We start from the raw sequence: 13,632 nt of genomic DNA on the forward strand, positions 1-13,632 counted from the left end.
TCGGTACATAAAACACAGAGGGAATTTTCGCCCAGAAGCGTTTCCAGTTTAGCTAACATATTACCACCTTTCATCGGATCGGAGGAAGGGGAAGCCATCCTCTGAGCCGCATAAATAAATTTTGACGAGTCGATTAAAATGACTGGTGAGCCCAGCTTTTTTCATTATAGCAGAGCTTATCTGCATTTTTGGATGAATTACAATTTTGGGCCACATTGATTACAATGTTGAGCGCCCCGGGCATCTTCTAAGTGGCCACAGACGGGTCAATCTTGACAGGCCGGGGATGGTTTAAGTGAACCTCCCGGATAATCATCGCAATAGAACCATTTTACGGTTTCAGATTCCAATCTGATTATAGCACAGGTAAGTAGCGTTGGGTGAAAAATCAGCCTGAATTGGTGGGGGTGGTAATGATTAATCGGACGGGATCGGGGTATCAAAAAATTACCATAAACTAATTTTACAGGAGGTGCACGATGATGAAGGTTAGCGCTAAAAGCTGGGGTTTGATCGGGTTTATATTACTTTGCTCCTTGCTTTTACTAAGCGGTTGCGGTCAGCCGCCGGGGGAAAAAGACAGTACTGATCAATCAGCTGATAAGGCCGACGAAAATATCAGTTCTTCTGAAAATGTCAGTGATTTTTTCAACAAGGTGCAAATCGGCCAGACCAAAGCGGAAGTCGATGCGGCATTGGGTGTCACCCCGACATCCCCGGTGGAAGGGGCGTTTGATTATGTGGATGAAAATGGTAATGGGGTGACCGTCATTTTTACGGAACGGAGTCTCGGCGATGGCAGTCCCAAGGTTGCTTTATCTAAAAAGTTGATCGGGACCGAAAAATATATTACCGAAACGCCGGATGATCAACGGATAACTGAAGAGCAGGCCGAAAAGATTATCGAAGGGATGACCTATGACGAGGTTAAAAGTATCCTGGGACAGGACGGGATCGTGGTGAGTGAGGCTGAAGGAATCGCCGGCTCAATTACAACCGAGCGCTATTGGATTAAACCGGGGTTGGCTTCAATGCTCAGTGTCACCTTTGCCGGTCCCGGAGGAAGCGATCTCAGTACCTTTATTTTTAATTTTTAGCGGGATCGGACTGGGATAAACTAGAAAATAATTGCCGTTTATCAAAAAAGTGCCACAGCTGTTATTTGTGGCACTTTTTTTAGTGAGGGCAGGGGTGGGATGATGCGGTGATGGCAGGGCTCGGTGGGCAGCCCTGGTCTATTCGCCAAAATCATCCCGCTGCCCGATCTGGAAATGGCAGAACAGCCGTTGGCCAGCCCCTGCGGGTGACCCCCCGGGACTGCCGGGACTATCCGCTGGAGCTGGCCTTTTTTTATCAGGGGGTTCGTTTTTGCGAGCTGAAATCGGCGGCGGCGCTTAAAAATTTGACAGATGCTAAATAAAGTGAATAGGGGGAAGGAACGTGGCGAAAAACGGTGATTTCTTCTAGCCTTTTAGGGGGCGGAGGCGTATAATATTAAACAGTGAGAAATTGGAATCGAGCTGATTCAACAAAGAAGGGGATGTTTTATGAAGTCCAACTATGCTTTTTTAACTGATCATTTTCCGGAACTGGCCACCATCGGCAGCCTGGCCGAAGACTACCTCCACACCGACAGCAACACCTGCATCATCAAGCTGGGGATTTTTGGCGAAACAGTCGTCAACCGGATGATGGACTTTGATGGGGTGGCGCCACCGGAGACCGATAACACCCATGCCAACCGGATTAAAGCCTTAAAACGCGAGGGCCTGCTGACCCCGGAACTGGACGATCTGCTTTATGGCCTGCGCAAAGCCCGTAATCGGGCCGTCCATGAAGGTTATGGCAGCTTTGCTGAGGCGGCCATGTTGTTGGAAATGGGCTGGAAGCTGGGTGTCTGGTTTATGCAGGTTTATGGCGACTGGTCCTACCAGCCGGAACCCTTTGTGCTGCCGACGCCGGTGGGAGCCGGTAAAGAACGGCTTTATCCGGCAAAGACCAAAGCTGCCCTGAAGGCCTGGCAGGATCAGCAAAAAGCCGAAGCCCAGGCCCTGAAAAAAACTCTGGCCGAAAAAGAGGCCCAGATTGAAGCCCTTAAACAGCAGGCCGCAACAGTCGATCAACTGACCCCGGCGACCCGGGTGCAGCGTGTTAAACAGGCCCAAAGTGCTGCCAGTCAGCTAACCTTAAGCGAAGCCGAAACCCGCTATTTAATTGATATCCAGCTGCAAAAAGTCGGCTGGGAAGCCGACACCGTCAACCTCACCTACGCCAGTGGCGCCCGCCCGCAAAAGGGCAAAAACCAGGCCATTGCCGAATGGCCCACCGACTCCACCGTCAGCCACAGCGGCTATGCCGACTACGCCCTGTTTGTCGGCGAAAAGCTGGTCGGAATCATTGAGGCCAAGCGCTCTGCCATTGATATCCCCGCCGTGATTGACTACCAGTGCAAGTCCTACGCCCAAACCCTTCGGGAAGCCGACGCCCCCTACCTCATCGGCAACTGGCACGGCTATAAGGCTCCCTTTCTCTTTGCCACCAACGGCCGCAAATACCTAAAACAGCTGGAAACCAAATCCGGCATCTGGTTTCGGGATGTTAGAAATGATGCCAACATCCCCAAGGCCCTGCAGGGCTGGATGAGTCCCCAGGGGATGATGGAGCTGCTGGCCCGGGACATTGACGCCGCTAATGATACCCTGGCCGCTATGCCCCGGGATTTTCTGGCCGATCAAAACGGTCTCAATCTGCGCCCCTATCAGATTGAGGCCATTGCCGCCGCCGAAACCGCCGTCCGGGCGGGGCAAGACCGGGTGCTGCTGTCGATGGCCACCGGCACCGGCAAAACCCGGACCATCCTCGGATTAATCTACCGCTTTCTCAAATCCGGCCGCTTCAAGCGGATTCTCTTTCTGGTGGATCGTTCCGCCCTGGGGGAACAGGCCCAGGATGTCTTTCGGGAAGTTAAACTGGAAGACCTGCTGACCCTGGACGCCATTTACAACATTAAAAATCTCGAAGAACGGACCATCGATATGGAAACCCGGATTCACGTGGCCACGGTCCAAAGCCTGGTCAAGCGGATTCTCTACAACGAAGAGGACACCATTCCGGCGGTGTCGGACTACGATCTGATTGTGGTGGATGAGGCCCACCGCGGTTACATCCTTGATAAGGAGCTGGGAGAGGATGAAATCCTCTATCGCAGTCAGGACGATTTCGTCAGCAAATACCGGGCTGTCATCGACTATTTCGATGCCGTCAAGGTGGCCATGACCGCCACCCCGGCCCTCCACACCAGCGCCATTTTCGGCCCCCCGGTGTTTTCCTACAGCTACCGGGAAGCCGTCATCGAAGGCTATCTGGTCGATCACGATGCCCCCCACACCCTGACCACGAAACTGTCCACCGAGGGGATTGTTTATCGCCCCGGGGATAGCCTGGTAATCTATGATCCGGTCACCGGGGATATCGTCAACAGCGACCAGCTGGAAGATGAGCTGAAGTTTGAGGTCGAGCAGTTCAACCGCCAGGTCATCACCGAAAGCTTCAACCGCACCGTCCTGGCCGAAATCGCCAATGATCTTGATCCCGATGGCGAGGGCAAAACCCTGGTCTTTGCCGTGGATGACAACCACGCCGATCTGATTGTTAAAATCTTAAAAGAGCTCTACGAACCCATGGGGGTGGATAATGACGCCATCCTAAAAATCACCGGCAGCGTCGGCGGCGGCAACAAGAAAAAAGTGATGGAAGCGATCAAGCATTTCAAAAACGAAAAATACCCCAACATTGCCGTGACTGTGGATCTGCTGACCACCGGGATTGACGTGCCGGAAATTACCACCCTGATCTTTATGCGCCGGGTCAAATCCCGGATTCTCTTTGAACAGATGCTGGGCCGGGCTACCCGGCTTTGTCCCGCCATTGGCAAAACTCACTTTGATATTTATGACCCGGTGGGGGTCTATGAAGCCCTGGAACCCTACAACACCATGAAACCGGTGGTAAAAAACCCCAGCACCAGTTTTGATGATCTGCTGGCAGGGCTGGCGGTCCTGCCCACCGAGGCCCAGCTGAAAAACCAGATTGAGATGATTCTGGCCAAGCTCCAGCGGGGCAAAGGTCGCCTGGATGAAACCGCCCGGGCCCAGTTTGCCCACCTTAGCGGCGGGGATTCCCCGGAACAGTTTATTGAAACCATCAGAAACCTCCCGGTGGCCGCGGCCAAAGCCAGGCTGCAGGGGGCGGCGGAGGTTTTTGCCATCCTCCGACATAACAGCAAATCGGGGGGCCGGCCGGTGGTGATTTCCGATGCCGCCGATGAACTGATCGGCCACACCCGGGGCTACGGCGCCGGGAGCCGGCCGGAGGATTATCTGGACGCCTTTAAAGCCTTTATCAACGACAATAAAAACAAGATCATGGCCTTAAAAATCGTCTGCACCAGCCCCGGAGAAATGACCCGGGAGAGCTTAAAAAGCCTGAAACTGGAGCTCGATCGCCATCAGTTTACCGAAGCCCAGTTAAACAGCGCCTTAAAGGCCGTCACCAAGGAGGACATTGCCGCTGACATCATCAGCCTGATCCGCCAGCAGGCCCTGGGCTCGGCGTTAATCAGTCACGAAGACCGGATTAAAAACGCCGTCGCTCGCCTCAAAAAACAGCATCATTTCAGCAAAATGGAAGCCAACTGGCTGGCCCGGATTGAAAAGAACCTGCTGGCCGAAACCATTCTGGAACCGGCCACCTTTAACACCGGGGCCTTTAAAGATCACGGCGGCTTTGACAAGATCAACAAGGTTTTTAAAAACCAGTTGGGTCAAATTATTACCGAACTGAATCACTATTTATATGACGATGGAGGAAACGCAGCATCATGAATAATCAGGAAATTGTATCCAAACTCTGGAATCTCTGTAACGTGCTCAGAGACGACGGCATTACCTATCACCAGTACGTGACCGAGCTGACCTATATCTTATTTTTAAAAATGGCCAAAGAAACCGGTACCGACGGCGCCATCCCGGCGACCTACCGCTGGGAGGCCCTGGTCAAAAAACAGGGCATTGAGCTGAAACGCTTTTACAATGAGCTGCTGACCCACCTGGGCGAAGAAACCAGCGGCCGGATTCTGCAGATTTACGCCGGGGCCCGGTCTAACATTGACGAACCCAAGAATCTCGAAAAGATTATTTTAAATATTGACGCCCTGGACTGGTACTCCGCCAAGGAAGAAGGCCTGGGCAACCTTTATGAAGGGCTGCTGGAGAAAAACGCCAACGAAAAGAAATCCGGCGCCGGCCAGTATTTCACCCCTCGGGTGCTGATCAATGTGATGACCCGGCTGATTGCCCCCCAGCCCGGAGAACGCTGCAACGATCCCGCCTGCGGCACTTTTGGCTTTATGATCGCCGGCGACCGCTTTATTAAAGACGCCACCGACGATTATTTTGATCTCTCCACCGCCGCCCAGGCCTTTCAGAAAAACGAAGCCTTCAGCGGCAGCGAACTGGTTCACGATACCCACCGCCTGGCCCTGATGAACGCCATGCTCCACGACATTGACGGCGAGATTCTGCTGGCCGATACCCTGTCCAATGCCGGCAAGGCGATGAAGAATTTTGATGTGGTGCTGACCAATCCGCCCTTTGGCACCAAGAAAGGCGGCGAGCGCTCCACCCGGGACGATCTCACCTTTCCGTCCTCCAATAAGCAGCTTAATTTTCTGCAGCACATCTACCGCAGCCTGAAAGCTGACGGCAAAGCCCGGGCCGCCGTGGTGCTGCCGGATAATGTCCTCTTTGCCGACGGCGACGGCGCCTCGATCCGGGCCGACCTGATGCACAAGTGTAACCTCCATACGATATTACGGCTGCCCACCGGGATTTTCTACGCCCAGGGGGTTAAAACCAATGTGCTCTTCTTTACCCGGGGCCAGAGCGAAAAAGACAATACCAAAGAAGTCTGGTTTTATGACCTGCGCACCAACATGAAAAACTTCGGCAAGACCAGCCCCCTGACCGAAGCCCACTTTGACGACTTTATTGCCGCCTATACCGCTGCCGACCGCAGTGCCGTTAGCGACGAGCGTTTCTGCTGTTTTAGCCGCGACCAGATAAAGGAAAAAAACGACAGCCTCGACCTTGGCCTGATCCGGGATGACAGCATTATCGACTACGAGGATATGCAAGACCCGATTGAAAGCGGCGAAGCAGTGGTGGCTAAACTGGAAGAAGCCGTCGATCTGATCCAGAGTGTTTTAAAAGAGCTGCGCTCGTTGGAGGCTTAGGATATGGCCAAGAAGAAACAGGAGTTGACGGTTGAGGAAAAGCTGGCGGCAGCGTTAGTGAGGGAGGATGAGCAGCCTTATGAGGTGCCGGAGAATTGGGTGTGGACATACTTGACGAAAGGCCATGCTGAATGCTTAGATAAATTTAGAAAACCTGTTAACGCTACTGAACGGGCAGATCGATATGGAGATGTTCCTTATTATGGAGCAACAGGACAAGTTGGATGGATTGATGATTTTCTAAGCAATGAAAACCTAGTTTTAGTCGGTGAAGATGGGGCACCTTTTCTAGATTATTTAAAAGAAAAAGCGTACATAATTGAAGGAAAAGCATGGGTAAACAATCACGCACATATTTTAAAATCTTTCTATGGTGTGATTGGAAATAAGTATTTAATGCATTATTTGAATATATTCAATTTCAAAGACTATGTCAATGGCACAACTAGATTAAAATTAACACAAAGTAGCTTAAATCTGATACCTATCCCCCTCCCACCCCTGGCCGAACAACAGCGCATTGTCGACCGCATCGAAAGCCTGTTTGATCAGCTGGATCAGGCCAAAGCCCTGATCCAGGAGGCACTGGACAGCTTCGAAACCCGCAAAGCCGCCGTCCTCCACCAGGCCTTCACCGGTACCCTCACGAAAAAGTGGCGGGAAGAGCATGGGGTGGGGTTGGAGAGTTGGGAGGAGAAAAAGAGCAGCAGTATATTTGAATATGTAACCAGTGGTTCACGTGGTTGGGCTCAGTATTATGATACTTCGGGTTCTATTTTTATTCGGATGGGAAATCTTGACCATGGTACGATTGAATTGGATCTTGGGGATATTCAGTATGTTAATCTTCCCGAAACGGTGGAAGGTAAACGAAGTAAAGTCGAAAAAAATGACATTCTTATCTCAATTACAGCTGATGTGGGTATGGTAGGTTTAGTACGGAATGAAAACATGGATGCTTATATAAATCAGCATGTTGCATTAGCGAGGCCGATCAGAACTGTTAATGCCGAATTCATTGCATGGTTTTTGGTTTCTGATTTAGGCCTTCGGCAACTACAATCGTTGCAACGGGGAGCTACAAAAATTGGGTTGACGTTAGGTGATTTAAAAAATTTAACCATAAAATTACCAAGTCTTTCCGAACAAACTGAAATCGTCCGCATCCTCTACGACCTCTTTGCCAAAGAACAGACTGCCAAAGATCTCTGCGACCAGAGCGACCAGATCGACACCATCAAAAAAACCATCCTCGGTCAAGCCTTCCGGGGAGAACTGGGGACGAATGAGGCCGGGGAAGAGAGTGCGGTGGCGTTGCTTAAGCAGGCCTTGCAAGACTGAGTAGATTTCCTAGTAACTGACGTAAAAATTAGAGTATACCTGAGATGTTCACGTGTACGAGATGTTATACAGAAAATTGAAAAAAAGGTGTTGTTAGGCTTATATAGTTGTTAAAAAGTCTTTACTCAATTTTTTTCGACTGATTTTCGTAATAACATTCGATCGAATTCAAACACTGAAAAATTTTAAATAATATTAGGAGAACAGAGCCATGGCGACTTATAAGGAAATTCAAGCTTTTGTCAGAGAAAAATACGGTTTTACGGTGAAAACTTGTTGGATTGCCGATATGAAAAAGATATGTGGTCTGTCGGACCGAGTTGCCCCCAATCGCATCAGCTTAACAGAAAAAACTAATCCCTGCCCCCATGAAAAAAGGGAAGCTATTCTGGATGCTTTTAGTTTTTTTAAAATGATAAAGTAAACTGTCTAACAAATTCAAACAAAGCAATTCAATTGGCAAAAATAAAAAAATAATTCTATACTTACTTTTTACACATTAGTAGGAAATCGTATGCATCCTCGACGACCTCTTCGAAAAAGAACAAGACGCTAAAGATCTCTGTGATCAGATCGATCAGATTGACACCATCAAAAAAACCATCCTCGGCCAAGCCTTCCGGGGGGAACTGGGGACCAATGAGGCGGGGGAAGAAAGTGCGGTGGAATTGCTTAAAAATTGCTTGAAAGTTAAATAGTTTGATGAAATATAATTTAGTCTAGAATTGAGGTGTAGTGATTGGTAAGTAACAAAATTAAATTAATTTATGAAGCGTCAAAAAAAGAAGCACTCACTTTTTTTGTTGGTGCTGGTATTTCCAAAATCTCTGGCATTCCAAATTGGAATGAGCTCATTAAATCGATTAGTGGAGAATTAGGTATTAACAAGTTCGATACCGGTGATTATCTTACTATTCCACAGATGTATTACTATCAAATAAAAAAAGATGAAAAAAAGTATTTTAAATTCATCGAAAACAATATTGATTTGACAAATGCGAAACCAAATAGAATTCATGATTTGATGCACATGCTTAAGCCGAGTAGTTTTATTACAACCAATTTTGATTGCCTTATAGAAGAATCAGCAATTCAGAACTGTGCTTTTTATAAAACCGTTGCAACTGATAAAGAAGTGCCTAAAATCAATGGTGATAAATTTATTTTAAAAGTGCATGGTGATTTAAGACACAAAAATATTGTATTGAAAGAAGAAGATTATCTTAGTTATTCTGAGAATTTTAAACTGATTGAAACATTATTGAAATCAATATTCTCGACAAATACAGTAGTATTTATCGGTTATGGACTCAATGATTACAATATAAAATTAATTTTAAACTGGGCTAAAACATTACTTGAAGATGACTTTAGACCGCCATTTTTTCTTTATACTGACAATAATGAATTAAATGAGTTAGAATTAGTTTATCATGAATCACGTGGTTTGTCGATCATTGATTATAGAGAATTTTATGAAACACATGTAGATGTAAAAGCAGTAAGCTATGAAGAACGATATTCATCTATTTTAAAAAGGGTTATTTCATGGGAAGCTATTGATTGTGAAACCATGGATAAAAACGAACTTTTCGAAATATTATTTAAAAAATTAGAACCATTAAATAAAATGGTTGCACTTAAAATGAGTGACATTTCAAAAAAGCTCGATCCATTTGCAAGAATAGATGAAGTAGGTCGTATTTATTTAAATCAGAACAAACCGAATATATTTGAACTATTTTTTGAATTTTGCAATCAAAATAATAGTGTAAAAATACCTGATGAATACGAATTTGAGTTTAATATTATTTGTGATGTGCTAAGAAAAGCACGAGTTGACCATGTTTTACTTGGTGATAAGGTAGAGGCGCTAAACTTAGGAACCATCGAATTTGGTGATTCGAAATGCATTTCATTTGACTATAAAGGTATGCAAAAAATTATTAATACCAAGTCGAATAAAAATAGTCTTTTATATAAAAAAGCATTCTATCATGCAAAATTGAAGAATTATAACATAGCGTATGAAATGTTCAAAGACGTGGCAAATTCTGCTTTTTTTGAAGAGGATTATTTATTATATTATCTAGCCCAGGAAAACAAAAGAAACTTATACAAGGCAATAAAAAGCACAAATAATAGTTTCATGTATTCTGGAACATTTGTTGTTGATGAAAACGAAAAATTAAGATTGGACGATTTACCGGATAATGAGATTTTTAATGATCTACCGGTGGAATTCAAAAATAGGTTTTCAATATTTTCAGATTTGTACTCTGCTTCTTATCTGTATAGGAATGCTTATCAATCATTTTTAGAGAATAACAAAATGATGGAAGCGATTGAAAAGGATACTTTCGAAATGGGCATTACAAATGCTGATAAAGTAATCCATCGCTTAAATGAAAATCTGCATTTTTTTCTTGGGAACGGTTTGTATCTTGATGAGTTTATCGAATTTAAAACTACTGTTAAAGAGTCTGTGTCACTTATTGTATATAAATATTCAATACAGAATAAAAATAAATTTAGACAGTCAGCATTTTCTGATTTCAAAGGTAAAACAGTAGTTTTAGACGAAATAGATTTTTATTGTTTAATAGAATATTTCACTCATCAGGAAATTAGCGATTTAATGAATAAATGTAGACTTAAAGAATTGAAATTTTTGAATATAAAAAATATTGAAATGGCAATCAAAAATTTGTTTAAGTATTATGATGATGTTCTTTCAATAGAAAAAATACGCTTTAAGCAATTAACTTATCAGAATAAATTAAAAACCTGCATAACATTATTAAGGTATTTGGATATTCCGATTAGTACTATTCAATATATTATTAAAATTCTGTTGAAACACGAATTTCGTGAGATATTGATATCCGATAAAATACTTTTTCTTGATATTCAAGTTTATCTGAAGGAGATGACGAACAATAATATTAGAAAAACGATTTTAAATAAATTAATCGATTATATCAATCAAGAAAAAAATAGTATAAGGTCTGGCACCCATTTTGAACTGCACAGTTCAAGAAGTGATTCAAACTATTGGCATCTAGCAAATTATTTATCGCCAAAAACACCCTGGATTTCAAAAGATTTGTCAATTGTAGTAAATGATTTACTTAACAATTATTCGACATATGATAGCAAAAAAATAATCGCATATTATCCTTACTTATACAAGAAAATAAAGGCAAAATTCATTAAACGTGTAGAGGAAGATTTGAAAAAAACTTTCGATTTTGATTTATTCCTGTTTTTGATTGAACATAAAAGCAAAGTTTCTAAATCCGAAATTGAAATATTGAAAAGACAAATTGATATAGCGGTAGAAAAGGAAAAAACGACTAATCCAAATGTGATAGTTATAACTGATTCAAAACCATTTGGAATTCTGGAAAATATTGGTTATTTATGTTTTTTAAATATTTTAAATAAAGAAGATTTTATAGAATTTTTAGGGCTGTCTGAAAAATTTGATTTTTTTATGCAGGAAGAAAACTTCGATTTTGAAAACTTCGATATGACTTGGTTATTTGATTTCCGCAGAGACACGCACAAAAATCTATCAACCCATACATTAGTAAAAGAAAAAATTAAATCGCAAATATATACTACGTTAAAAGAACAGGAGATTCAATCAAAGGAGAAGGGCATCCTTGTTAATTTGCTGATCGAATATTATGTGTAGTCCATTAGAGTCGCAGTGCCTAGGCACACTTAACTTAAGAAAACTGTTTATAAAGATTGAATGAAAAATGGAGGTAATTTAATTGACTATTTCTGATTACATAACAATTGTAGGTATTATTGTTGGTGCTATTGGTATTATTGTCGGTGTAATAGGTTGGAAAAGTCTTTCAACAGCTAATAAAATAAGAAATCAGGCGAGCGATATCAATAATTCAACAATACAGCAAGCGCAGACAATAACAGTTAATAATGGGCTGGATAATTATGCCGTTATTAAACTTTCAAAAGAAACAACAATGGAAGAATTGCGAAAGATCATATGTCAATTAAATGAAAATGAGAATCGAATAACTGCAGTAATGGATCAAATGGAAAAAGCACCGAAATTATACGTCGGAAAAGAAGAACCACTTGAAACTAAAAGTGGTGATGTTTGGTTCCAATTTTTAGACTAAGAATTTATTTGAAAGAGACTATCAAATGCGAACTACGAAAGAGATTATGGTTCTTAAAGAGAGTTTTTTAGGGCCCGGTGCCCAGGCTCCGGTGCCAGGCACACTTAACTTATTGACTTAACTTATCGGAGACGATTCTTCTCACTGTTCTCATTAAATCCTTGGTAAAAAGTGTGAAGCGCTCAAAAATAATCGCCCTCCTATTGATACAGAAGGGCGAATCGGTTATATTTTTATTTTATGCAGCGGTGTGACGTGCTCTGGTGCCTGCGAAACCTCCGAAAAACAGCCATAAAAAAGCACGATTTCTTAAATCATGAATGAATATTCGTTGATATGAGGCTAATAGAAACCTAAAAATTTAATTTTTATAAAAGGTTTGAAAATGACTAAGGAATTGGCCGCAGCAGCTACTTTTCCCTCCGCAGATTTCATCCGGTTTTCAAATTTTTTGGTGGAGGGAATAATAAAGAAACCATCCTTACAATATTGCAGGCTAGATTGGCCAAGGTAATATGAATTTTTGCACCACGCAGTTTGATATATCGGCACCGTCGTAAACCGTGATTTAGGACCATTGTAGCAAAACGTCTTTCTATTTTGTAACGCTTATTGTAAGCAATGGTGAATTCTGGTGTTGAAACTCTGGCTTTGTCTATTAACACCGCATCATGGCGTAAATAAACCGTCACATGTCTGCTTTTCTGGTGGTATTTCCCATTTTTCAGGCGGTAAATACATTTCTCAATGAGTGGACACTGACTGCAATCTTTAGCGTCAAATTGAAAATCTTTCATATCCCGATTGTGTGCTTTTTCATGTTTGATTTTAAAATATTCAGTACTCTTGCCATTGGGACAAGTCACTGTTTTGAAATCATCAGAAAAAATAAAATCTTTCATTTTGAAGTAGTCATTTTCTCGAGTGGATTCCTCGTAAAAGGCGATATTGCTGATGATGGTATTATCTTTAAGAAAGGCTCTATTTTCGGTTTCGCCATAAGCCTTGTCCGCTGACAGTTCTTTTGGTTTTAAACCAACTTGTGTTTCTGTCTTTTGAATCAGTTCTTGTAGCTTTTTCCCATCACCGACGTTAAATGGCGTTTGGGATGATGCCAGGATAATTTCGCTGTCTTCGTCGATGATGATATGATCTTTGTAACCTTTTTTAACCGTACCTTTTGATTTATGCGCAACTCGTGCATCCGGATCGACAATGCTCACGATCTTATCTTTTTTATTATGGATATATTGATCCAGCAAGTCATAACACAGACCAAATGCTTCCAGGTATTTCTGATTGGTCTGTAATTCATCATAAGTTTTGATATAAAGCATATCCACATACTTCTGGGTGATCTCGAGATGTTTTTGCCAACTGACTTTTTCTGATTTTTCATAAGTCAGATCCAGTTCTGATTCAATCGCTGCTGATATTTCAGCTGCCAGTGGTTCATTGAATTCTACCACCGCCTGGATTACTTTACTGAAAGCAGTTCTTGCCAGCTTTTTTATTGAAGGATAATTGATATTGGCAGCCACATCGGTGGAATCAATAATAAAACGATTCGTCCGGATGAGATCTTTTTCAATGCATTTTTTAACAATTTCAGTGAAAAAGGCTTCAAAATGCTCTTCTGTCAGACGCTGAACGCGAAAGAAACTGAGCGTGGTATCATCGGGAACTGTATCGTTAATACCCAGATTTAAAAACCATCGGAACACAATATCTGTTTGAATTCGTTTTACAACTTCGACATCGGAAAGTCGATACAAGTATTCCAGAAGAAAAATTTTAACCAGCATGACCGGATCTTTCGAACCACGGCCAATTGGACTATAT

9 protein-coding genes are annotated in these 13,632 nt (G+C 43.1%); 8 read left to right on the plus strand and 1 reads right to left on the minus strand.

Annotated elements, in window-relative coordinates; all coding sequences use genetic code 11:
* Positions 1-479: 479 nt before the first annotated feature.
* From ACEW8F_RS03005 to ACEW8F_RS03040, 8 genes are all read left to right on the plus strand, one after another.
* Positions 480-1,097, plus strand: a complete 618-nt coding sequence (locus ACEW8F_RS03005; RefSeq protein WP_373481995.1) for a hypothetical protein — start codon at positions 480-482, stop codon at positions 1,095-1,097.
* A gap of 110 nt (positions 1,098-1,207) precedes the next feature.
* Positions 1,208-1,420, plus strand: coding sequence for a hypothetical protein (locus tag ACEW8F_RS03010; protein ID WP_373481996.1), 213 nt, complete (start codon positions 1,208-1,210; stop codon positions 1,418-1,420).
* Positions 1,421-1,547: 127 nt separating this feature from the next.
* Positions 1,548-4,883: a type I restriction-modification system endonuclease gene (gene hsdR / locus ACEW8F_RS03015; protein WP_373481997.1), complete on the plus strand. Its 3,336-nt coding sequence runs from the start codon at positions 1,548-1,550 to the stop codon at positions 4,881-4,883.
* Positions 4,880-6,292: an N-6 DNA methylase gene (locus ACEW8F_RS03020; RefSeq protein ID WP_373481998.1), complete on the plus strand. Its 1,413-nt coding sequence runs from the start codon at positions 4,880-4,882 to the stop codon at positions 6,290-6,292. The genes hsdR and ACEW8F_RS03020 overlap by 4 nt, the downstream gene beginning before the upstream one ends.
* Before the next feature lie 3 nt (positions 6,293-6,295).
* Positions 6,296-7,633 carry a restriction endonuclease subunit S gene (locus ACEW8F_RS03025; RefSeq protein ID WP_373481999.1) on the plus strand — a complete coding sequence of 446 codons (1,338 nt, stop codon included), beginning with the start codon at positions 6,296-6,298 and terminating at the stop codon, positions 7,631-7,633.
* Between the two features lie 211 nt (positions 7,634-7,844).
* Entirely contained in the window at positions 7,845-8,057 is a 213-nt protein-coding gene (locus tag ACEW8F_RS03030; RefSeq protein WP_373482000.1) for a hypothetical protein, read from the plus strand.
* 315 nt (positions 8,058-8,372) lie between these two features.
* Complete coding sequence (locus tag ACEW8F_RS03035) at positions 8,373-11,333, plus strand: SIR2 family protein (RefSeq protein ID WP_373482001.1); 2,961 nt, start codon at positions 8,373-8,375, stop codon at positions 11,331-11,333.
* Positions 11,334-11,415: 82 nt separating this feature from the next.
* The gene (locus ACEW8F_RS03040; RefSeq protein ID WP_373482002.1) at positions 11,416-11,790 is read left to right on the plus strand and encodes a hypothetical protein; all 375 of its coding nucleotides are present in this window, start codon (positions 11,416-11,418) and stop codon (positions 11,788-11,790) included.
* 431 nt (positions 11,791-12,221) lie between these two features.
* Here the strand turns inward: ACEW8F_RS03040 and ACEW8F_RS03045 are convergent.
* Positions 12,222-13,632, minus strand: a 1,411-nt coding sequence (locus tag ACEW8F_RS03045; protein WP_373482003.1) for an IS1182 family transposase, incomplete at its 5' end; no start/stop codon positions are given.

The organism is Acetobacterium sp. (assembly GCF_041752335.1).
GTDB lineage: Bacteria > Bacillota > Clostridia > Eubacteriales > Eubacteriaceae > Acetobacterium.